Below are 22,289 nucleotides of genomic sequence, written 5' to 3' on the forward strand. Positions count from 1 at the left end.
TTATTGCCCTTGTAACACGCTCATCATGCCTTTGATTTGGCTACTGATAAGTGTGAGATCGGTTTGATATTTCAGGCTGTTATCCGCGAACTGAGTACGTTCGCGGTCCATATCGACGGTGTTACCGTCCGCAGATGGCTGATCCGGAATGCGATACAGCAAATCCATCGACGGTGCCGTGTTCGTCTGCGCTTCGATGTGACGCGACGAGGTAACTTTGAGCGCCAGGCTACTGCCTTCAGCACGTCCATTCGCCATTGCCCGATTCAGCTCGCTGGCAAAGTCGATATCCCTGGCCTGATAGCCTGGGGTGTCGGCGTTGGCAATGTTGGATGCCAGAATCTCCTGACGTTGAGCTCGCAGGTTGAGGGCTTCGGTACCGAAATGTAGCGCCGCATCGAGTTTGTCGAGCATGCTTCCTCCGCAAATGAGAATTTCGAGCTGGCAGCATAATTGGGAAAAAGCAAGAGCCATCGTCTGAATAACGCCTCAAATCGTCGCTATTTTAACTCTTGAGTTTTTTTTCAAACGCGTACACTCATTGCCATCATCAGTGAGGAAAAGCACATGCGTGGATATCCAGCCCTGTTAGCCAGCCTGCTGGCCCTGTTTGCCTTACCCGTCATGGCAGGCGATTTCAGCGCCCAACTGAACCAGTTTTTTAAAGCCCGTGATCCTGAGCATGCCACGGGCATGAACGTCGTCATTCGCACGCCACAGGCACAGTGGCCCTTATGTGATACGCCGCAATTTACGCTGCCCGGCAACAGCCGCCCGTGGGGCAATATGAGCGTGGCAGCCAACTGCGGAGAAAATCGACGTTATATTCAGGTCCAGGTTCAGGTCACTGGCCGTTATCTGGTGGCGAAAAATTTAATCGCCCGCGGCGCAACCGTGAGCAAAGACGATTTCCGTATCGAAGAGGGACGTCTGGATACGCTGCCGCCGCGCACCCTGCTTAACGATGAGACCGTCGCCGATTCTGTGGTGCTGCGTGACATTCAGCCGGGACAGCCGGTGAGTCAGTCGATGCTGCGCCAGCCGTGGCGTGTAAAAGCAGGTCAGGATGTCATGGTGGTTGCCAGTGGCGACGGATTTGATGCCAGCGGCGAGGGGAAAGCCTTAAGCAATGGCACTATCGCGCAATGGGTTCGTGTACGTATGGGGAACGGTCAGGTTGTGAGCGGTCGGGTCAGTGATGATGGGAAAATTCTTATAACACTATAAAACATTAAAGAAGCCTGTTTATTTGCCGATAGAAGAATCAGCAAAGCGATTACGCTATTATGATTCAGGTGGCAGACCCCCTGACCTTACAGGAGCCCGAATATGAGCATCGAAAGAACACAACCGTTAAAGCCCGCCAGCACCGTGCAGACACGTGACAACAGCGAGCCGCAAACTGCGCGTGTGCGCCAGAGTGACAGCGCAACAGCGACCACGCCAGCCGCCGCTCAGGTGAGCCTGAGCAGCGCCCAGGCGCAGCTGATGAAGCCAGGCAGCCAGGACATTAACGTCCAACGCGTTGAACAATTGAAAACCGCTATTCGTAATGGCGAGTTGAAGATGGATACCGGCAAGATCGCCGATGCGCTGATTGCCGACACTAAGGCGTATTTAGAGGGTAAATAATCCCCATGAGTAATTTGCTGACCACATTAGATAAGATGCAGGAAGTGCTGGTGTCTCTGGCGACCGTTCTGGATGAAGAAGAACAACAGTTGTCGTCCGGAATGATTGACAGCAACAATTTGCAGCGCATTACCGAAGATAAAAGCGCGCTGCTGACGACGCTGAACTATCTGGATGAGATGCGCCGTAGCAACGAGAAAAGTCTGGGGACATCTGCACCTTATCGTGGTCAGAGTGACATGGCGCGCCGCTGGGAAGGTATTCAGCAGCATACACGTCGGTTACACCGTGCCAACACGCACAACGGCATCCTGTTACAGCACCAGATTACCTTCACGCATGATGCGTTAGACGTGCTTAAGCCGCATCAGACGCAAGCGTTCTACGGACCGGATGGAAAAGGTCAGGGCCAGGCGACACTGAGCCGTAAAATCTGATAACGTCAGTCTGGTGATCACGCTGTCCATTTTTGAAGAATCCGTCATCACGCGTGGATGACGGATTTTTTCATGCTGTCGTCACAGGGCGGCGGGTCTGTTATGCAGAATATCTGTCCCTTTCGCCCAACAGATGCAGCGTCCAACGCGCTATACATCCTGCACCTCCGGCATCCCGGATAACGTCTCTGCTCCAGCGCATCCCTGCGCATACTGCCTGTTCTGATAAGAAGCGGACGCCGATTTAGCCTGCCACGATCTGGCAGGCATTCGTCTTAAAACGCTTCCCAGTTGTCATGACCTTTCTTCGGTGCCGCTGCTGCAAAAGCAGGAACGGCGGGAGCAACGACTACAGTGGGGGCGTCAGACGGTGTTAACGGGGCTCGTTCAAGTTTAAAGACGGCCACGGCTTTCGTCAGTTTATCTGCCTGATCCTCAAGGGAGGCCGCAGCGGCTGAAGCCTCTTCAACCAGTGACGCATTTTGCTGGGTTACTGCATCCATTTCTGTAATCGCGTGGCTGACCTGCTGAATGCCTCGGTTCTGCTCGTCTGAAGAGACGGCAATTTCAGAAATGATGTCATTCACACGCTGGAATGCGTCTACCGTTTTCATCATGGTGGTACCGGCATCGCTGACCAGTTCCGTGCCGTTGTTAACCAGTCCGACAGAAGTGGCGATAAGCCCTTCGATTTCTTTTGCAGCCTGCGCGCTGCGCTGAGCAAGGCTGCGCACTTCGCTGGCGACCACCGCAAATCCGCGCCCCTGCTCCCCTGCCCGCGCGGCTTCGACCGCGGCATTCAATGCCAGAATATTCGTCTGAAAGGCGATGCTGTTAATGACGCTGGTAATTTCAGCGATCTTTTTCGAACTGCCGGAGATATCGTCCATGGTTTTGACGACGCGATTAACAATCTCTCCACCCGACTGGGCTTTTTCGGACGCATCGGACGCCAGCTGGCAGGCGTGATGCGCATTGTCGGCATTCTGTTTCACCGTCGCGGTCAGTTGTTCCATACTGGCAGCCGTCTGTTCCAGCGACGCGGCCTGCTGTTCCGTTCGGGAGGAGAGATCGGTGTTGCCGGAGGCAATTTCCCCCGCGCTCTGAAAGATAGCAATGGCCCCATCGCGGACAGCGCCGACAGTTTGGGCAAGCGATGACTGCATACGTTGCAGGTTCGACAGTAACATACCCGGCTCGTTACGACCGCAGGCCGAGGGTGGTACGGTCAAATCGCCGTGGGCAATCAGATCGATACGGTGAAGTGACTGTCTTAAAGGCTTAATTACCACTTTTCTCAGCAGAGCAAAAGCCAGTAGCACAATCACTACGGATGCGATAAAGGCCACTAACATCGTGATATAGCCTGTTTTAACCTGTTCAACCGCCTGCTGTTTAATGTCCATCGAGCGCTGATTGCGCATCTGAATGGCTTTCATCAACACGTCTTTATACGCTTTGTCGAGTTTGTCAGCCGCCGTTTCATCCGAAATGATCTCTTCAAAACTGTTCTGTTTGGCTGCCTCAATCATCGGCATCAACCCTTTTTGCAGATAATCCTTAAATCGCGCCTGCAGTTGTTTATCGAGTTCGATGCCGACTGGCGTCCTGACCGGACGGTTAAGGTAAATATTCAGCCCATTTTCTGCCTTTTTAATGCTGCCCTCTGTGGCGCTGAGGAAAGCGGCGTAGTTATCCGTGTCGGCAATACGTGCCGCTGCGCCGGCCTGAATAATATTGAGCCTGGCAGAGCGCATATGCGTTGAGCTGTCGAGTAATCCCTGCCTTACCGAAATTTCATCCGTTGATACGTCAAGGGAATGTTGCCCCTGCGTCAGAAACCAGGCGGATATCGTGCTACTGCACACGAACAGAAATAAGATTCCGCCAAAAATCAGGCTGAATAAGGGAATAAGATTGAGGTTGTACCAGAAACCTGGCATCGCGTTTTCATGAGCGCGGGTATGCATTTTGATCTTCCTCTCAATGATGGACTAAAGGTACTCATCGGCAGGAAGAGGACAGGATTTACGCCAAAACGGACTTTTGAATCAGTTTCTTACAACATTATGGACTTACCGCCCGAAGCGATGTCAGACGCTAAATAGCAATGAAAAAAACATGAATTTTTTATGACGATACGCTGTAAACAGGCTTTTCGACGCGCCGTATTAACGTCTTGCGCATGATGAGTCAGTAACGGCGTGCCCCCATCCATTATTGGGTATCGTCTCTTTGGCAACCCGCTGAACGGATTATTCACCTGAAGATGCCTACAGGTCTGCTGCGATAGCTGTTCCAGGCCAGCAAAAGGGATGACAGAGGTTCGTGGCATCGCCGGGCGTGATGAAATGACTGGTCTGGCACAGAATCCCTTGTTAGTCCGGCCTGCACTGCGCAGGTTTATGACAAAAAGGCCGTAATGTTATTCATTACGGCCTGGATTACGGCATTAACCGTTGGAGGGTTTCATGGTCAGACGGCGGTTCGGCGGGCATAATCCCGCAGTCGGAAGCCCATCATGCCCAGGGCCAGGAAATAAGCGCCGCCGCCTACCGCACAGACAAGAGCCAGCCGCAACAGGCGCCATAGCATGTTGCCCTGCTCCCAGTCCGGCATCCAGTACAGCATGCCTGACAGCGCGGCCGCCATGACGATTACCGCCACCAGTAAGCGAATCAGAAAACCGACCCAGCCAGGCTGAGGTTGAAAGATTTTCTTTTTACGCAGTTGCCAGTAGAGCAACCCAGCATTGAGGCAGGCACCCAGACCAATGGAGAGTGACAGTCCGGCGTGCTTCAGCGGGCCAATAAAGGCCAGATTCATTAGCTGGGTCGCGATCAGCGTAATAATCGCAATTTTTACCGGCGTTTTAATGTCCTGACGGGAATAAAAGCCCGGCGCCAGGACTTTAACGACGATCAGTCCCATCAATCCCACCGAGTAGGCAATCAGCGCACGCTGTGTCATAGCGGCATCAAAGGCAGTAAATTTTCCGTACTGGAACAGCGCGACAGTCAGTGGACCGGATAACATACCCAGCGCCACCGCACTGGGCAACGCCAGTAAAAAGCACAAACGCAGGCCCCAGTCCATTAAACGCGAATACTCTTCATGGTGACCACTGGCGAAACTTTTTGCCAGAGAAGGCAATAAAATCGTGCCCAGCGCCACGCCTAACACGCCGGACGGAAACTCCATCAGGCGGTCAGCGTAATACATCCATGAGACAGAGCCCGAAACCAGGAACGAGGCAAAAATCGTATTGATGATCAATGAGATCTGACTCACTGAAACCCCAAGAATTGCCGGCCCCATCTGGCGCATCACGCGCCACACGCCAGCATCACGCAGGTTGATCCGCGGCAGGACCAGCATGCCCAGCTTTTTCAGATGCGGTAATTGATAGCCCAGTTGCAGCAGCCCGCCGACCACCACCGCCCACGCCAGCGCCATGATGGGCGGATGGAAGTGCGGTGCGGCGAACAGCGCAAAGCCGATCATGCTGATATTCAGCAGCGTGGGGGCAAACGCCGGCACCGAAAAACGGTTCCAGGTGTTTAATATGGCCCCAGCCAGCGAAGCCAGCGAAATCAGGAGAATGTAGGGGAAAGTGACGCGCAGCAGCGCGCTGGTCAGGGCAAATTTATCAGCTGTATCGGCGAAACCCGGTGCCGTCACCAGGATGACCCAGGGAGCGGCAACCATGCCTGCGACGGTCACGAGCGCCAGCGCCAGGGTCAGCAGACCGGAAACGTAGGACACAAAAAGCCGCGTAGCCTCTTCGCCCTGCTTACTTTTATACTCGGCAAGAATAGGAACAAATGCCTGCGAGAAGGCCCCTTCAGCAAAAATACGCCGCAGAAGATTAGGTAGTTTAAACGCAACAAAGAACGCATCGGTCGCCATGCCGGCACCAAACACCCGTGCCACGATGGCATCCCGGGCAAAACCCAGCACGCGGGAAAACAGGGTCATTGAACTGACCGCTGCCAGCGATTTCAACAAATTCATAATTGACGGGGCATCCTGAAAAGAATCGGCAAAATGAGTGACTTAGCACGGGTCCTGTCACACGTCGGGCGATAGTCTACTGCGATCGCGTGAAATGACCAGCACTGAGTGTTACAAGGCGTTATTCCCGTTCCGCGTCACGCCACATGGATTCGACGATACGTTGCGCCAGGAGCGCCTGCTCACCACTCGTTTCCGGCTTTGTCTGAGTTTCGATGCAGTGAACAAAATGTTCTGCCACGCCCACAAATCCGCGCTGAGCCAGGTGGCTCTGCCAGGCGGCAGGTGGCGTGATCACTACGCCTGCACCGCACTCTTCCTGCCAGTCGCGCATGTCATGAATATCAATGCATTTGCCATCACAGATGGCGCTGATACGTTCGCGCTGGCTGCCTGCCCGACGGTGCATACTGGTGGTTACCTGCAATCCACCCGCATTGAAATGGTGCTCGGCGTAAAGCATCTGTCCCTGTTCATTGGTCGCAATATGGCCCTGACGGGGCAGCGCACGGCCTCCTGCCAGCCACAGAGCCGTATCAACGACATGCAGGTAATCATCTAACAGTGTAAAGCGCAGATCCTGTGGACCCACGCTGTCGCTGCGGTGTTTTTCGATACGCAGCGCAGCGGCGGAGTGCATTTGTGTTTTCAGTTGCTGATAGCAGGGCGCGAAACGCCGGTTAAACGCCACCATTAGCTTTCGTTGTTTCTTTTCGGCCAGCGCGACCAGCGCCTCTGCCTGATTCAGGGTTTCTGCCAGCGGTTTGTCGACACAGACATCCTTGCCAGCCTGAAGCAGTGCTTTGACCACGTCGTAATGGCTGGCCGTACTGCTGTGCACAAATACGGCGTCACAGGCGGCAGCCAGATCGGTCAGTGAAGGGAAGCAGGTGATACGGTAGCGGTCACAGACGATGCGGGCGTTGGCCTGATTCGGCGAAAATGCACCGACTAACTGCCAGTTATTTGCCTGCGATAACACAGGCAACCAGGCCTTTTGCGCAATACCGCCCAACCCAACAACACCAATGCGAATCGTCATTTATTGTTCTCTTTCCAGTAATTGCGCCAGTTGTGCCTGAAGATCGGCAACCTGTTGCTCAAGCGCCTCAATCCGATCCCGCAGCGCGACATCGTCCGCCGTGGCTGGGTGTTGCTCCAGCGCCCCGAGTTCGGCCTCATCAGCAAACATGTGCATAAAACGGCTTTCACGTTTACCCGGCTCCCGCGCCAGTCGCATGACCATGGGCCCCTCAGCGCGCGACATCAACGTGTCCAGCGTCTGTTCAACGTCGCTGACGTCGGCAAACTCATGCAAACGCCCACTCCGGGTCCGCAGTTCACCAGGGGTTTGCGCGCCACGCAGGAACAGCAATGTGAGAACGGCGACTTCTGCGCTACTGAGCTGTAAATTACCGAAGGCGGAATTGCAGAAGCGTTGCTCGTATTTCACCACGCGCTGGCCGAACCCGCTGTTGGCGGTCACCAGATGCTTTTTAATCAGGTGATCGAGCTGATCCTGCACGTCGCTTTCGCTCAGCGTCATCACGGGCTCGCGATTAGATTTTTGATTACAGGCGGTAAGCACGCCATTTAATGAAAGAGGATACTGTTCCGGTGTGGTGATTTGCTTTTCCAGCAGGCAACCCAGCACGCGCAACGCATGCGCCGACAAGGTCATCTTCATTGCGAACTCCTCATTTTACCCACGACGATTGGGTGTCCATTCCTTGCTGGTCAGCGCAGTCAGGACATGATCCTGCCACTGACCGTTAATCATCAGGTAGTTTTTAGCATAGCCCTCTTTTTCGAATCCCAGGCGGGCCAGCAGGTCACCACTGCGCTGGTTATGTGGCATGTAGTTTGCCATGATGCGGTGGATATATTGCTGGCGCTGCATATAGCGAATCGCCGACTGCAGCGCTTCAAACATCAGGCCCTGCCCTTGCCACTTCTCGCCAAGCGAATAGCCAAGATAGCAGGCATGAAAAGCACCGCGCAGGACATTGCTAAAATTCGCCACGCCACGCACTTCCGTTTCATTGCTGTCCATTAAAATAAAATAGAACGCCGAGCCCTGTTTATGCATATCAGCGATCAGGCCCAGCCGGGCTTGCCAGCCAGAGGGATAACAGTGGCTGTCATCACGCACCGGCTCCCAGGGTTTAAGGAAGTCACGGTTTTCCGCGTAATAGTCGGCTAAACGCCATGCATCGCGTTCATGAACCAGTCTTACCACCAGCCGCTCGGTCGTGAGTCGCACCCTTGGTGCGGCAGAACGATAGCCAAACATCATCTCTCCTGAAGTCCATGGCGGGAAGGAAATGCCAGTCATTGATAACTTTCACTATAACCGCCGTCAGGTCTGCGGTAAAACGTTACGCATACCACAACAGCCAGGTCGCTGAATTATCGTCCGGCCCACCGGGCAGCGCAGGCGCGTCAAAAGACCTGCTCATATCTCCGCTCCAGAAAACTGGTTCGGTAACCACATCGGTTTCTTAACCCTGTGCGCTGTCACTGCCCCGCCGCGTAAGAAGCCGTGGGTGCCGCAAGCCGCCCGTTTTAACAGCGGAAAATCGGGACACTTTCTTCCGGAAGGCATTTTCGGCAAATCCATATCATCCCATTCCTGATGACAGACGGTTTGCATTCAGGCAGGCTATGCCACGAGCGAGTTTTTCAGTTAAACGAGGGAAGTATGAAGACGGTTTTTCACGGGCTGGTTGCCCTGTTTTTAGCGGTTTTACTGAGTGGCTGTAATCAGTTAACGCAATACACAATTAGCGAACAGGAAGTCAATCAGGCCCTGCAAAAACATAATAACTTCGAAAAAGACATTGGCGTATCAGGTCTGGTCAATGCCCATATTGTGTTAACTAACCTGAATAGCCAGATTGGTCGGGACGTGCCAGGCAAAGTCACCTTATCGGGCGATGCCAAAATTAATGTCTCCTCACTCTTTGGTCCGCAACAGGCCGATATGCAGCTCAAAATGCGTGCGCAGCCAGTGTTTGATCAGCAGCAAGGAGCCATATATTTGCGCGATATGGAAATCGTCGATGCGCAGGTTCAGCCCGAGAAAATGGCCTCTATTATGAAAACCCTGACGCCTTATCTGAATCAGTCGTTAAAAAGCTACTTTGATCAGCACCCGGCCTACGTGCTGAGCGCCGATCGCAGTAAAGCGGAATCGCTGGCGAAAAAATTCGCGAAAGGGCTGGAAGTGAAGCCTGGTGAACTGGTCATCCCCTTCACCGACTAACCGCCTGACAGGCAGCTTTACCGTCATCTTATCCGCGCCTTCAGGCGCGGATTTTTTTTAAAAAAGAAAAACAGGTGCAAACGGTTGCCTGAGTCCTTATGCTTATAACCCGGCCTAAACACGCCTTTCGTTTATTCTACTTGCCGGAGCCGCATTCATGACCGCACACCCTCAGCAACTTACTATCCGCCGTCCAGATGACTGGCATATCCATCTTCGTGATGATGATATGCTCAACACTGTGCTGCCCTATACCAGCGCAGTCAATGGTCGTGCTATCGTCATGCCCAATCTGGTTCCGCCGGTAGTCAGCGTCGCGGCGGGCGAAGCTTATCGCAATCGCATTCTGGCTGCCTTACCTGATGGGCACGCTTTTACCCCCCTGATGACCTGCTACCTGACCGACTCGTTAGAGGCCGATGAGCTGGCCCGCGGTTTTCAGTCGGGATTGTTCACGGCCGCCAAACTGTATCCCGCTCATGCCACGACCAATTCAAGCCATGGTGTCACCAATATTGCTTCGATTGCCTCAGTGCTGGAGCGGATGCAAACGCTGGGAATGCCGCTGCTGGTGCACGGTGAAGTGACGGACTCGCACATCGATATTTTTGACCGCGAAGCCCGCTTTATTGAAACGGTGATGGAACCGCTACGCAAACAGTTCCCCGCGCTGAAAGTGGTGATGGAACACATCACGACCAAAGATGCAGCTGACTATGTGGAAAGCGCCAATGAAAACCTGGCGGCAACGATTACGCCGCAGCATCTGATGTTCAACCGCAACCATATGCTGGTCGGGGGTATCCGCCCTCACCTGTACTGTCTGCCGATCCTGAAACGCAATACGCATCAGCAGGCGCTGCGCAGGATTGTCGCCTCCGGTCATCCCCGTTTCTTTCTGGGTACCGACACCGCGCCTCATTTGCGCCATCTGAAAGAGAGCAGCTGCGGCTGTGCGGGTGTGTTCAACGCCCCTACCTCCCTGCCCGCGTACGCCACCGTATTTGAAGAGCTCAATGCCCTGCAGCATTTTGAGGCATTTTGTTCTGAAAATGGTCCGCGTTTCTATGGCCTGCCGCTGAACGAAGGCACCCTTACGCTGGTGCGTGAGCCATGGACGGTAGAAGAAAGCATTGCAATGGGCTCTCATACGCTGGTGCCTTTCCTGGCCGGGGAAACCCTCAACTGGCGTATAAAATAATTTCGCTTGCCTCCGCTATATTTATACTGTAATTATATACAGTATCTTATACGGAGGCTTTTATGCGTGTTGAAATTACCGTTGCCAAAACCCAACCTCTTCCCGCTGGTGCGATGGAAGCCCTGAGCCAGGAGCTGTCGCGCCGGATCGATGAACAATTTCCGCAATTCACCAATCAGGTCAAAGTGCGTTACGCCACGGCGAATCAGCTGAGTGTAATGGGCGGTGACAAAGACACGCGTGAGCAAATCAGTGAAATCCTGCAGCAAACGTGGGAAAGCGCTGACGACTGGTTCATTACCGATTAACCGCCACTGTGCTGTTTTTACCGGGTTTCGCCACCCGGTTTTTTTATCTTCATTTATGCCTGACTAACCGCTCGCCCATCTGGACTCCGAATGACCAATGCCCTATGCTGGCGCTGATCATGCATAAAAGGAGTTTCATCCCATGACTACAGATAAACCCGAAGAAGCCATGACCTTTGGCGAGCTGCTGACGCTCATCGGTGAACAGCAACGCCGCTTGACGGTGCTGGAAAACGCCTTTTCCAGCCTGATTTTCTGTCTTGATGACCGGGCCAGTCAGTTGCTGGTGCATAATCTTTCGCTTGAAGCGCAAAATCAAAACCATGATGAGCAATTGCAGCAGCAGTTTGCGCGCCTTGCAGAGACATTACAAAAACGTAGCGGTTCAGCAGGCGTTGAAACTTCCCCTCTTTAACCCTGTTTAACGACCTTAATAAGCCTTTTTTATTGTTCAATTAGGACAATTGCACGCCCGGTATTCAGGTATTATATCTTCTCAGCCTGACTGTTTTAGAGATAATCATTCTGCATTCAGGCTTTCCATGATACGTTTTAATCAGTGAATCGCCATTTTGCTGTTATAATTGTTTCGCAGTGGAAATTAAAAGCCGCATTGAACCTCATCATGCACTTCGTTTAACGAGTAATAAGGAGGTTATAATGGACAGTCGGAAAGATGTAATTCAGACCCATCCTCTGGTGGGCTGGGATATCAGTACTGTTGACAGCTATGATGCGATGATGATCCGTCTGCACTCCCTTTCGTCGCAGGATCAAACTGAAGAAGACGCGGACGTCGGCCCGACCTACTGGCTGACGACAGATGTAGCCAGGCAATTTATCTCTATTCTCGAAGCGGGTATCGCTAAGATTGAATCTGCCGAGCAAGTAGAACGACTACGAAAGAAGCATTAATACTGCTGCATCAGCGAGGCACCCACCCGGGTGCCTTTTTTCATGGACTTTCTGGTATGCTATTGATTATGTAACCCTTTCAGGAGTTCCATTTTCATGATTTACGATCTCATTGTGGTCGGTAGCGGTTCAGTGGGTGCAGCGGCTGGCTATTATGCGACCCAGGCTGGCCTTTCCGTGCTGATGATTGACAGCGCACATCCTCCCCATCATCAGGGTGCTCATCACGGAGAAAGCCGTTTGATTCGTCATGCCTATGGCGAGGGCGAACGCTATGTACCGCTGGTATTGCGTGCGCAAACGTTGTGGGATGAACTGGAAAAGCAGGCGGGCGAGCGCATTATGCATCGTTGCGGTGTCCTGAATCTTGCGCCTGTCCAGTCTGAATTTATTCAAAACGTCGTAAGCAGCGCCCAAACCTGGCAGCTCCCTGTCGAGGTGCTGCAGGCGGCTGACGTGCGCAAGCGCTGGCCACAGCTGGCGGTTCCTGACGGATATCTGGGCGTTTTCGAACCAAACTCTGGCTTTTTAAAAAGTGAACAGGCGGTTCGAAGCTGGATACAGCTGGCAGAAAAACAGGGCTGCGCGCAGTTGTTTAACTGCCCGGTTACTCAGATCCGGCGTGACGGCGAATTGCAACAGGTTACCACGCTCGATGGCCTTTACCGCGGGCGCAAACTGTTGGTCAGTGCGGGCACCTGGGTGAGTAAACTGGTCCCCGATTTGCCCATCGCCCCTACGCGTAAAGTGTTTGCCTGGTATCAGGCTGATGGCCGCTACAGTGAAAACAATGCGTTTCCTGGCTTCACCTGCGAAATGCCGGATGGCAGTCAGTATTATGGTTTCCCGGCGGACAACAATGCCTTAAAAGTCGGTCGTCATGATGGTGGTCAGCTAATGACAACACCTGAAGACCGCAAGCCGTTCGGCAGCCTTTCCGCCGATGGCAGTGAAGCCTTCCGGTTTCTCCGTCAGTTTTTACCGGGCGTTGGGGTTTGCCTGCACGGTGAAGCCTGTAGCTATGACGTGAGTCCTGATGAGGATTTCATCATTGATACGCTTCCGGGCGAACCGAATCGTCTGATCATCACCGGTTTAAGCGGACATGGTTTTAAATTTGCCAGCGTGTTGGGTGACCTCGCCAGTCAGTTTGCACAGAACAAACCGTTCAGTTTCGATCTTACCCCTTTCCATTTATCGCGTTTTCATGCCTGACCGTACGGCGCGCGTGCAGTGCACCGCGCCGCATTGACACAGATTTACACGCCAGCCCGTTTTACCGCTTTTTCTTCTGCCAGCCAGGTGTTTCAGAGATGTTTTCTCCATCAGTCACGTCATGCCGCCGCCAGATAAGTGCGTTTATTCAATAATCCTGCGCTTAGTCAAATCGGTTCACCAAACCCATTGCACCAGCACCAATAAATTTATAGAAAAGTAAGCATCATTGATTTTGTATTTCATTCTGTAGATTCTTGTTTCCACGTATTCCTTTGATGCTGTAGCACAATGTCGCTGACAAATTCCTCCACCCGTTACGGTTTACTCACGATTTTTCTGCACTGGTCAATGGCCGTGGTTATTTACGCCATGTTCGCGCTGGGCCTGTGGATGGTTGGCCTGAGCTATTACGACAGCTGGTACCATAACGCGCCTGACATTCATAAAAGCATCGGCGTGTTATTAATGCTGGCGCTGGTCATCCGACTGGTATGGCGTGTGCTTTCGCCGCCCCCTGAACCGCTGCGTAGCTATTCTCCTGCGGTGCGCTTCGCGGCAGTGTTCGTGCACTGGCTGCTTTACAGCCTGCTTATTGCCCTTCTGCTGAGTGGCTATCTGATCTCGACTGCGGATGGCAAACCCGTGTCTGTTTTCGGTTGGTTCTCGTTACCGGCGTTATTCAGTGGAGCGGGTGAACAGGCGGATTTAGCAGGAAATATTCATCTGTGGCTGGCCTGGAGCATCGTGGTGCTGTCGGTGTTGCACGGTCTTGCCGCGTTAAAACATCACTTTATTGACCGCGATATCACCCTGAAAAGGATGCTGGGACGGCGCATCCACTCTCCCTCTGAAAAGGAAAAATGATATGTTCAAAAAAACGCTTCTGGCTGTTACCGCTACTGCCCTGCTGCTGGGATCACTGACCGCTAATGCCGCCGATTACAAAATCGATAAAGAAGGCCAGCACGCCTTTGTTCAGTTCCGTATTCAGCATCTGGGCTACAGCTGGCTGTATGGGACGTTTAAAGATTTTGATGGCTCATTCACCTTCGATGCAGACAATCCCACCGCCGATAAAGTCGATGTCACGATTAAAACCAACAGCGTGGATACCAACCACGCCGAGCGTGACAAACATATTCGTGGCCCTGAATTTCTGAACGTGGCGAAACATCCCACCGCGACGTTCAAATCGACTTCCGTGAAAAAAGACGGTGACAAACTGGCGGTCACCGGGGATTTAACGCTGAATGGCGTGACAAAACCGGTGACGCTGGAAGCCAAAATGATGGGCGAAGGAAAAGATCCGTGGGGCGGTTATCGTGCCGGTTTTGAAGCTGAAGGCGAGATTGCGCTGAAAGACTTTAATATCACCCATGACCTGGGCCCTGCCTCGCAGAACGTCGAGTTAATTATCTCTGTTGAAGGCGTCCGTCAGTAACAAAACACCCGCCTGAAGTCGGCCTTCAGGCGGGGTCGGTTATTTCCGCGTCGGTGCCGGAATGGTCATATTCAGCAAGCCACGCGACTTGTTAAAGATTTTATTGCCATTCTCACGTCCCGCCCGACGGGCACGCTGTTCTTCGGGCGACAGACGGGCTTCTTCCTGGCACAACGGGCTACAGCAGTGCTCATACTTCTCGGCACAACTTTCGCACTGTATAAACAGTAAGTGACAACCATCATTGACGCAGTTGACGTGCGTATCGCAGGGCTCACCACACTGATGACAATGCGCCAGAACATCATCTGATATACGCTCGCCCATGCGTTCATCAAAAACAAAGTTTTTACCTTTAAAACGCACCGGTAAATTTTGTTCCCGCGCCCGACGAGCATATTCAATAATCCCACCCTCGACATGATAAACATCCTGAAAACCGTTGTGTCGCATCCAGGCGCTGGCTTTTTCACAGCGAATCCCTCCGGTGCAGTACATCACGATTTTTTTGTCTTTCTTGTCTTTGAGCATATCCACGGCCATGGGCAGCTGATCGCGGAACGTGTCGGCAGGCACCTCTAATGCGTTATCGAAACGCCCGACTTCATACTCATAATGATTGCGCATATCGACAAAGACCGCATCAGGATCGTCAAGCATGGCGTTAACTTCGGCCGCTTTCAGGTAGTTGCCGACATTACTGGCATCAAAGCTGTCGTCCTCAATCCCGTCAGCCACAATGCGATCGCGCACTTTCAGGCGCAGCACCCAAAACGACTTGCCATCATCATCCAGCGCAATATTCATGCGCAGATTGTCCAGCGCGGGATCAAAGCCGTACAAAAAGGCTTTCATAGCCTCGTACTGGCTGGCTGGCACGCTGATCTGCGCATTGATGCCCTCATGGGCAACGTAGATGCGACCAAACACCTTTAATGCGGTTAACCCGACATAGAGCGCATCGCGAAAGGCTTTGGGATCGGCAATGGTGAAGTACTTGTAAAAAGAGACTGTGGTGCGCGGTTCGGTTTCGGCCAACATGCGCGCCTTCAGCTCTTTATTGGAAACAAGGTTGTGTAACACTGGCATGGTGTTCGTTCCTGTTATCAATAGAAGAAATTTAGCGCGCACATGATACCTGAAATGAAAAAAATGCGAAGCGTATAAGAAAAATTGATAGGTAAAACGGTAAATTTCGTTGCGCGATGGTGTTGTGCCCTCATTTTCATCTTCTGCAACACCCGGAGAAATGCTCTAACATTTCAGCCGCGGGAAAAAAAATGGCACAATAACCGCAACTGACGAATAACAGCACCGCAGGTGCACGACGCAGGATAACAGTATTCAAGATGACCCAATTGCCTCAATTTTCACGTGCACTTTTTCATCCCCGCTATTGGTTGACCTGGTTGGGTATCATTTTTCTCTATATTTTGGTCCTGTTACCTTATCCCCTGCTCTACGCGCTGGGTAGCGGTATTGGCCGTATCGCTATGCGGTTTATGAAGCGACGTGTGGCCATTGCTCGCCGCAACCTGGAGCTGAGCTTTCCGGATATGCCGACCAACGATCGTGAAGCCATGATTAAGCATAATTTTGAATCTGTTGGCATGGGTCTGATTGAAACCGGCATGGCGTGGTTCTGGCCCGACTGGCGGATTCATAAATGGCACACACCTTCCGGTCTGGAACATATTCAGCAGGCCCATGATACCCAGCGCGGCGTGTTACTTATCGGTATGCATTTCCTGACGCTGGAAATTGGCGCGCGTATGTTTGGCATTCATAATCCCGGTATTGGCGTTTACCGGCCGAATGACAATAAATTGATCGACTGGTTACAAACCCGCGGTCGTATGCGCTCCAATAAAGGCATGCTGGACCGTAAGGACCTGAAAGGCATGATCCGGGCCTTAAAACGTGGGGATATCATCTGGTATGCGCCCGATCATGATTATGGTCCCCGCAGCAGCGTGTTCGTCCCCTTCTTTGGCGTCGACAAAGCCGCCACCACCGTAGGGACACATATGTTAATGCGTACCGGAAAACCGGCGGTTATCCCGTTTGTGCCGCGCCGTCTGCCGGAAGGACGCGGTTACGAGTTGATCATTTTGCCTGATGTCAGCGCTGATTTTCCGCTGACCAGCGAAGAAGACACCGCCGCGCGCATGAATAAAGTGGTGGAAGAAGGCGTACTGCTGGCACCTGAGCAGTACATGTGGCTGCATCGCCGCTTTAAAACCCGCCCTGAAGGCGAACCCTCGCGCTATTAACCTCACCGCTGCCCGACACCGATGCGGGCAGCGCTTTTCCCTTACGGGGTGGTAAACCGTTTGTTCTGCACCCGACCTGGCGGTACGACCTCGCCCTGCCCCCATTCCACCGTCGGGCATGCCCTTCATGTTAAGCTGGATAATGCGTTGCGGTTGAACAGGAGAAAACGATGCTCTGGCTACTTTCAAAATATGCAATAACGGCCCTGATGGTGGTGGTGATCTCGGAAGCGGCAAAACGCAGCGATCGTCTTGGCGGCCTGCTTGCGGCGCTGCCACTGGTCACGATTCTGGTGCTTGTCTGGATGAAACTGGAAGGACAAACGCAGGCCAAAATTGCCGCCCACGCCTGGTACACCTTCTGGTATGTGGTGCCGACCTTGCCCATGTTTATCCTGTTTCCTTTTTTGTATCAGCGTACAGGCTTCTGGCTTACCCTGGGACTGAGCTGCGTCCTGACGCTTATCGTATTCGTTCTCTGGGCCGTTCTGCTGAAACGCTGGGGCATCGAACTGCTATGATGGCCTTCTCTGCGAGACAAGCCAGCACGATGTACCGCCTGATTTCATCACATCATTTTGCCTGCCGAACCGTCAGACATATTCGCCCTCTGACGTACTGACTTTCTCTCCTGCGATTTTGGTCTATCCTTCACTGAAATCACGTTAATCAGGCAAGGAGAGAAGCATGAGTATGTTCACTACACTGGAAGAAGCGATTGACGCTGCGCGTGAAGAGTTTCTCGCCAACCATCCAGACCTTGAGCAAGATGATGCAGCTATCAATCAGTTCGGTCTGCAAAAATATGTTATGCAGGATGGCGATATCATGTGGCAGGCAGAGTTCTTCGAAGACGAAGGGGATTCAGGCGAATGTTTACCGATTCGCAGTGGTGAAGCCGCTCAGGCAATTTTTGACGGTGACTTCGATGAGATTGAGTTGCGTCAGGAGTGGTTAGCGGAAAACACGCTGCATGAATGGGACGATGGCGAATTTCAGCTTGAGCCTCCACTGGACAGTGAAGAAGGTAAGGCTGCCGCCGAAGAGTGGGAAGACGATAACAGCGATTCCGATCGCGGTTACGTGTAAGGTCCATGGCTGGCGTCAACCGGAATAAGCAACGTATCGACGATCAGTGATAACGGCAGGTCGAGAATGGTGATAATCCGCCATGCCCCCTCCCTGACGTCCCACTTTACGCCGGGATAAAACTGGTTACCGTGTCCCTGTCCGGGCACGGTACGGCTGATAATACTGCCACAGCCGCTCAGCGTAACGATAGCGAGGGACAGCAGCGTTAACATAACGAGTTTATTCAAAATAGCGACTCAGGTTAGACAGCCGTCATTTTAATCACGACTCAGGTGGCGTTACCATCCTGTTTACGTAAAACTGCAAAATAATGTTGCTGTCTGTGTCGGGCCAGGGGCAAAAAAAAAGCGGCATCTCTGCCGCTTTTTTCATTATGCCTGATGCGGAAGCGCGTCAGGATTGAGCGAAAGTTTTTGATAACTCTCTACCCACTGATGGTATTTCTCGCCACTTTCCCACAAACGGGTGTGAACGCGCGCCAGTACCACCGGATCGCTGATCAGCTGCAAACGTTGTTCACGACCCAGCTTCTCGGGCGCATCGCTCAGTGCCTGATCAACCCGCCGATCGCGCGCATGATCTAACAACTGGCTGTGCTTGTGCCGTGAGGTCGCCAGCGCTGTCGCCAGTGCGTTAAACGCCGGGTTAAACAACGCGTGCATAAAGCCGTTTTTCAGGACGCGCTGGCGGTTCAGCTCGACGTAACGGTCAGTATCGATCAGCTCTTTTGGCGGATCATACTCTTCCGGAATCAGGAACAGCTTCGCCTTCTTGGTCTTCAGGCCCAGCCCCGAACGGCTCGACATCACTGAGACAAACGGTGACAGAATCAGTGAGAAGACAATAGGCGCCAGCCACCACAGGAAGTTGAGATCCAGCCAGCCCATTCCGGCTGCCCATACGATACCCAATGCCATCTGCGAGCCATGACGTTTAAAGGCCTCGCTCCAGGGCGTTGCATCATCATCACGCTGCGGTGAATTCCAGACGACTTCCCAGCCCAGGAACGCGCTGACCACAAATACGGTGTGGAACAGCATGCGCACCGGTGCCAGCAGAACCGAGAACAGCATTTCCAGCAGCAGCGACACAAACAGACGCAGTGCGCCACCGTAAGGTTTCGCGCCTTTACACCAGATCAGCACCACACTCAGCAGCTTCGGCAGGAACAGCAGCACCAGCGTGGTGGAGAACAGCGCAATCGCCAGTTCAGGACGCCATTGCGGCCAGACCGGGAACAGCTGTCGAGGCTGCAGGAAGTAGGTCGGTTCCATCAGCGTGTGGACCACCTGTAGGGCGGTGGACAGCGCCAGGAACATAAACCACAGCGGGGCTGAAAGGTATGACATCACGCCCGTCAGGAAGACCGCACGGTGGACCGGATGCATCCCTTTAACGAGGAACAGCCGGAAGTTCATCAGGTTACCATGACACCAGCGGCGATCGCGTTTAAGCTCATCCAGCAGATTCGGCGGCAATTCCTCGTACGAGCCAGGCAGATCATAGGCAATCCATACGCCCCAACCCGCACGGCGCATCAGTGCCGCTTCCACAAAGTCGTGAGACAAAATGGATCCCGCAAAAGACCCTTCACCAGGCAGCGGTGCCAGCGCACAGTGCTCAATAAACGGTTTCACACGGATGATGGCGTTATGGCCCCAGTAATGCGATTCCCCTAACTGCCAGAAATGCAGACCCGCGGTAAACAACGGCCCATAAACACGCGTCGCAAACTGCTGGCAGCGCGCATACAGCGTGTCCATTCCGGACGCTTTTGGTGACGACTGAATGATCCCGGCATTCGGGTTCGCCTCCATCATGCGCACCAGACCGGTCAGACATTCCCCGCTCATGACGCTGTCCGCATCCAGTACGACCATGTAGCTATAGTTGCTGCCCCAGCGACGACAGAAGTCATCAATGTTGCCGCTCTTACGCTTCACACGACGACGGCGACGGCGGTAGAAGATCTTTCCTGCCCCACCGACATCACGCACCAGCTCCATCCAGGCCTTTTGCTCAGCAATAGCAATATCGGCATCGTAGCTGTCACTCAGGATATAGACATCGAAGTGCTCAGCGTTGCCTGTACGCACAACGGATTCCCAGGTGGCGCGCAAGCCTGCGAACACACGGCCCACATCTTCATTACAGATGGGCATGATCAGCGCGGTACGGTGCTCTGGATTCAGCGCCTCATCCCCGACTGTCGAGTAAGAGATGCTGTATTTATCCCGACCGATCAGCAGTTGTAAAAAGCCCATCAGTGCTGTCCAGAAGCCCGCCGACACCCAGCAGAACAGAATCGCAAACAGGAACAAAATCCCCGTCTGCAACACATAAGGCAGAATCTGCATGACAGACTGCTGCCAGTTCTGGTTGATCATGTCCATCGGATCCAGCAGCGTCCAGCCCTGGTAAGGCAGAATGGTCTTCATGTACCACGTTGCCACCACGGTTTGAAACACCGTAAGAATCAGGAGGATATAGCGGCGAACAGAACCGACATGGCGCCATTTTTCTTCTGCGCGCTGCTCTTCCGCCGTGGCATAACGCGGAACCGCCTTATGACCCCGTAATGAGTCCCAGGCACGTGCCAGCGGGTTAGTGCGCCAGGCTTCCGGAAACATCAGTGAACGCTTCACCTTTGGCATCGCTTTCAGGGTGGTACGTTCCAGATAGTCTTTGCCTAGCTGTGCACCACCCGCGAGGGAATCAGGCCAGGCCATTTCAACACGTGATGAAACGGACTTCAGCGGTGCATCGTCAGGACGATCGCTGGCGGCCACATCCTGACCCAGCGATTCGTGCAGTTGATGGAACGTCTGGACATTCTGTAAAGACGCCGCCAGACGCGCTTTTCCTGCCGCATCCAGCGGCAGGGCTTCTACATAGCGTTGAGGTGTAAAAGTCAGATTATTCATTGGCAGGTAACTGATAGCTCCAGGTTTCCGTCAATGTTTTGTCACCGCTTACCAGCGCGGCACGCATTTCAGTCGCCTGCTTGTTATCTTTAACCCGGATACGCAGAACCAGGCGCCAGCCTTTGGTAACCGGATTGTAGCGAACGCTCTGTTCCACCACTTCCCCGTTTTTACCTACGCTGACCTGAGGCGCAACCTGGCTGTCGGCCGGCATTTCACTCATGTCTTTCCCTACGAAATCGATGGTGAAGGCCACGGTGCCATCCGGTTGACGAACCAGGTTTGACTGCTTCACGTCGCCCGCCGAGCGCAGCGTATCTTTGACCCAGGCAACATCATCTGAATGCAGCTTGTTTTCATTACGGCCAAAGTGCAGACGGTAGTCAAAGTCCATGGCTTTGCCGGGTTCCGGCAGATTTTCCGGTGTCCAGAACGCCACGATGTTATCGTTGGTTTCGTCAGCGGTGGGGATTTCCACCAGCTCAACATGGCCTTTGCCCCACTCGCCTAATGGCTCAACCCAGCCGCTTGGGCGCAGATCGTAACGATCGTCCAGATCCTGATAATTATTGAAATCACGTCCGCGCTGCAGCAGCCCGAAGCCTTTCGGATTTTCAATCGTGTAGGTGCTGACCGCCAGATGGCGCGGGTTGTTGAGTGGACGCCAGATCCATTCACCATTGCCGCTGTGGATCGACAAACCGTCCGAATCATGCAGTTCAGGGCGGAAATTCGAGACCGTCGATGGCTGATTGCGGCCAAACAGGAACATGCTGGTTAACGGCGCGATGCCCAGTTTACCAACCTTGTCACGCAAATAGACCTGCGTCTTAACATCGACGGTAGTCTCCTGGCCTGGGTGAATCGTGAACCGGTAGGCACCGGTGGCACGTGGAGAATCCAGCAGCGCATAAATCACTAACTGCTTGTCCTGGGGTTTTGGACGTTCAATCCAGAACTCTTTGAAACGCGGGAACTCTTCACCTGACGGCAGCGCGGTATCAATCGCCAGACCACGGGCAGACAGACCATAAACCTGGCCTGCACCAATCACACGAAAATAACTGGCCCCCAGGAAGCTGGCGATTTCGTCATCTTTCTTATTCTTGCTGTTCAACGGATACAGGACTTTAAAACCGGCAAAGCCAAGGTTTTTAACCGCATCAGCATCGTGCTTCACGTTGCCAAAGTTGAAATAGTCAGGATTGTATTTGATCTCACGTACGGTATTGGCGGTGATTTCATTGATCTTCACCGGCAAATCAAAGTACATGCCCTGATGGTAAAACTCGAGCTTAAACGGCGTACGCAGTTTGCCCCAATACGCTTTATCGTGGTTGAACTGAATCTGCTGATAATCAGCAAATTTCATGTCACGAAACTGAGAGGGTAAATTACTTTTTGGCGCTTCAAAGCTTTTTCCAGACAACTCTTTCGCTTGTTTCGCGACATCATCAAAGTTAAACGCCCAACTGTTGTTGGCATACAAAGCCAGCAGGACCGCTGCGCCAATCCAGCGCATTTTCGTCAGCCCCACATTATTTTTTACATTAGTCAGCACATCCCCCC

At 53.0% G+C, this 22,289-nt stretch carries 24 protein-coding genes; 14 read left to right on the plus strand and 10 right to left on the minus strand.

The window, feature by feature from the left end:
* Nucleotides 1–414, minus strand: coding sequence for a flagellar basal body rod protein FlgB (gene flgB, locus GC090_RS13140; protein ID WP_006118815.1), 414 nt, complete (start codon nucleotides 412–414; stop codon nucleotides 1–3).
* Between the two features lie 153 nt (nucleotides 415–567).
* On the opposite strand from flgB, the gene flgA reads away from it, so the two are divergent.
* From flgA to GC090_RS13155, 3 genes are all read left to right on the plus strand, one after another.
* The gene (gene flgA / locus GC090_RS13145; protein WP_033737561.1) at nucleotides 568–1,227 is read left to right on the plus strand and encodes a flagellar basal body P-ring formation chaperone FlgA; all 660 of its coding nucleotides are present in this window, start codon (nucleotides 568–570) and stop codon (nucleotides 1,225–1,227) included.
* Nucleotides 1,228–1,329: 102 nt separating this feature from the next.
* Nucleotides 1,330–1,632 (plus strand): flagellar biosynthesis anti-sigma factor FlgM, encoded by a 303-nt coding sequence (flgM, locus tag GC090_RS13150; protein ID WP_324020044.1) that lies wholly within the window; start codon nucleotides 1,330–1,332, stop codon nucleotides 1,630–1,632.
* Nucleotides 1,633–1,637: 5 nt separating this feature from the next.
* Nucleotides 1,638–2,069, plus strand: a complete 432-nt coding sequence (locus GC090_RS13155) for a flagellar protein FlgN (protein ID WP_006118813.1) — start codon at nucleotides 1,638–1,640, stop codon at nucleotides 2,067–2,069.
* Nucleotides 2,070–2,344: 275 nt separating this feature from the next.
* On the opposite strand, the gene GC090_RS13160 is transcribed toward GC090_RS13155, so the two are convergent.
* The 5 genes from GC090_RS13160 to rimJ form a co-directional block, all read right to left on the minus strand.
* Nucleotides 2,345–4,039: a methyl-accepting chemotaxis protein gene (locus GC090_RS13160; protein ID WP_324020045.1), complete on the minus strand. Its 1,695-nt coding sequence runs from the start codon at nucleotides 4,037–4,039 to the stop codon at nucleotides 2,345–2,347.
* A gap of 505 nt (nucleotides 4,040–4,544) precedes the next feature.
* Nucleotides 4,545–6,083 (minus strand): murein biosynthesis integral membrane protein MurJ, encoded by a 1,539-nt coding sequence (gene murJ / locus GC090_RS13165; RefSeq protein WP_039341137.1) that lies wholly within the window; start codon nucleotides 6,081–6,083, stop codon nucleotides 4,545–4,547.
* A gap of 121 nt (nucleotides 6,084–6,204) precedes the next feature.
* Entirely contained in the window at nucleotides 6,205–7,125 is a 921-nt protein-coding gene (locus tag GC090_RS13170) for a Gfo/Idh/MocA family protein (protein ID WP_039341138.1), read from the minus strand.
* Nucleotides 7,126–7,770, minus strand: coding sequence for a YceH family protein (locus GC090_RS13175; protein WP_039341141.1), 645 nt, complete (start codon nucleotides 7,768–7,770; stop codon nucleotides 7,126–7,128).
* A gap of 15 nt (nucleotides 7,771–7,785) precedes the next feature.
* The gene (gene rimJ / locus GC090_RS13180; RefSeq protein ID WP_033737566.1) at nucleotides 7,786–8,376 is read right to left on the minus strand and encodes a ribosomal protein S5-alanine N-acetyltransferase; all 591 of its coding nucleotides are present in this window, start codon (nucleotides 8,374–8,376) and stop codon (nucleotides 7,786–7,788) included.
* 408 nt (nucleotides 8,377–8,784) lie between these two features.
* Here rimJ and GC090_RS13185 point away from each other — a divergent pair, with 408 nt between their 5' ends.
* From GC090_RS13185 to GC090_RS13220, 8 genes are all read left to right on the plus strand, one after another.
* Nucleotides 8,785–9,348 (plus strand): lipoprotein, encoded by a 564-nt coding sequence (locus tag GC090_RS13185; RefSeq protein ID WP_006118807.1) that lies wholly within the window; start codon nucleotides 8,785–8,787, stop codon nucleotides 9,346–9,348.
* Between the two features lie 157 nt (nucleotides 9,349–9,505).
* A complete protein-coding gene (gene pyrC, locus GC090_RS13190) occupies nucleotides 9,506–10,549 on the plus strand; it encodes a dihydroorotase (protein ID WP_006118806.1) in 1,044 nt (347 codons plus the stop codon).
* Between the two features lie 62 nt (nucleotides 10,550–10,611).
* The gene (gene dinI, locus GC090_RS13195) at nucleotides 10,612–10,857 is read left to right on the plus strand and encodes a DNA damage-inducible protein I (RefSeq protein ID WP_006118805.1); all 246 of its coding nucleotides are present in this window, start codon (nucleotides 10,612–10,614) and stop codon (nucleotides 10,855–10,857) included.
* Nucleotides 10,858–10,999: 142 nt separating this feature from the next.
* The gene (locus GC090_RS13200) at nucleotides 11,000–11,272 is read left to right on the plus strand and encodes a hypothetical protein (RefSeq protein ID WP_006118803.1); all 273 of its coding nucleotides are present in this window, start codon (nucleotides 11,000–11,002) and stop codon (nucleotides 11,270–11,272) included.
* A gap of 245 nt (nucleotides 11,273–11,517) precedes the next feature.
* Nucleotides 11,518–11,772, plus strand: a complete 255-nt coding sequence (gene bssS, locus GC090_RS13205) for a biofilm formation regulator BssS (RefSeq protein ID WP_006118802.1) — start codon at nucleotides 11,518–11,520, stop codon at nucleotides 11,770–11,772.
* Nucleotides 11,773–11,868: 96 nt separating this feature from the next.
* Entirely contained in the window at nucleotides 11,869–12,987 is a 1,119-nt protein-coding gene (solA, locus tag GC090_RS13210) for an N-methyl-L-tryptophan oxidase (RefSeq protein WP_324020049.1), read from the plus strand.
* A gap of 291 nt (nucleotides 12,988–13,278) precedes the next feature.
* Nucleotides 13,279–13,854, plus strand: a complete 576-nt coding sequence (locus tag GC090_RS13215) for a cytochrome b (RefSeq protein ID WP_058701397.1) — start codon at nucleotides 13,279–13,281, stop codon at nucleotides 13,852–13,854.
* A 1-nt stretch (nucleotide 13,855) separates the two neighbouring features.
* Nucleotides 13,856–14,431: a YceI family protein gene (locus tag GC090_RS13220; protein WP_162286204.1), complete on the plus strand. Its 576-nt coding sequence runs from the start codon at nucleotides 13,856–13,858 to the stop codon at nucleotides 14,429–14,431.
* 39 nt (nucleotides 14,432–14,470) lie between these two features.
* On the opposite strand, the gene GC090_RS13225 is transcribed toward GC090_RS13220, so the two are convergent.
* Nucleotides 14,471–15,520, minus strand: a complete 1,050-nt coding sequence (locus tag GC090_RS13225) for an oxygen-dependent tRNA uridine(34) hydroxylase TrhO (protein ID WP_058701398.1) — start codon at nucleotides 15,518–15,520, stop codon at nucleotides 14,471–14,473.
* A 260-nt stretch (nucleotides 15,521–15,780) separates the two neighbouring features.
* Here GC090_RS13225 and GC090_RS13230 point away from each other — a divergent pair, with 260 nt between their 5' ends.
* The 3 genes from GC090_RS13230 (at nucleotide 15,781) to GC090_RS13240 (ending at nucleotide 17,793) form a co-directional block, all read left to right on the plus strand.
* Entirely contained in the window at nucleotides 15,781–16,704 is a 924-nt protein-coding gene (locus GC090_RS13230) for a Kdo(2)-lipid IV(A) acyltransferase (protein ID WP_006118797.1), read from the plus strand.
* A gap of 170 nt (nucleotides 16,705–16,874) precedes the next feature.
* On the plus strand, nucleotides 16,875–17,225 hold the full coding sequence (locus tag GC090_RS13235) for a DUF3147 family protein (protein ID WP_033737573.1): 351 nt from the start codon (nucleotides 16,875–16,877) through the stop codon (nucleotides 17,223–17,225).
* A 166-nt stretch (nucleotides 17,226–17,391) separates the two neighbouring features.
* A complete protein-coding gene (locus GC090_RS13240; RefSeq protein ID WP_033737574.1) occupies nucleotides 17,392–17,793 on the plus strand; it encodes a MysB family protein in 402 nt (133 codons plus the stop codon).
* On the opposite strand, the gene GC090_RS13245 is transcribed toward GC090_RS13240, so the two are convergent.
* The 3 genes from GC090_RS13245 to GC090_RS13255 form a co-directional block, all read right to left on the minus strand.
* Nucleotides 17,784–18,008, minus strand: coding sequence for a YceK/YidQ family lipoprotein (locus GC090_RS13245; protein WP_044241856.1), 225 nt, complete (start codon nucleotides 18,006–18,008; stop codon nucleotides 17,784–17,786). The genes GC090_RS13240 and GC090_RS13245 overlap by 10 nt on opposite strands.
* A gap of 159 nt (nucleotides 18,009–18,167) precedes the next feature.
* Nucleotides 18,168–20,720, minus strand: a complete 2,553-nt coding sequence (gene mdoH / locus GC090_RS13250; protein WP_039341160.1) for a glucans biosynthesis glucosyltransferase MdoH — start codon at nucleotides 20,718–20,720, stop codon at nucleotides 18,168–18,170.
* Nucleotides 20,713–22,251, minus strand: a complete 1,539-nt coding sequence (locus GC090_RS13255; RefSeq protein WP_172677658.1) for a glucan biosynthesis protein G — start codon at nucleotides 22,249–22,251, stop codon at nucleotides 20,713–20,715. The genes mdoH and GC090_RS13255 overlap by 8 nt, the downstream gene beginning before the upstream one ends.
* Between the last annotated feature and the right edge of the window lie 38 nt (nucleotides 22,252–22,289).

Source organism: Pantoea sp. JZ29 (assembly GCF_035190385.1).
GTDB classification, from domain to species: domain Bacteria; phylum Pseudomonadota; class Gammaproteobacteria; order Enterobacterales; family Enterobacteriaceae; genus Pantoea; species Pantoea stewartii.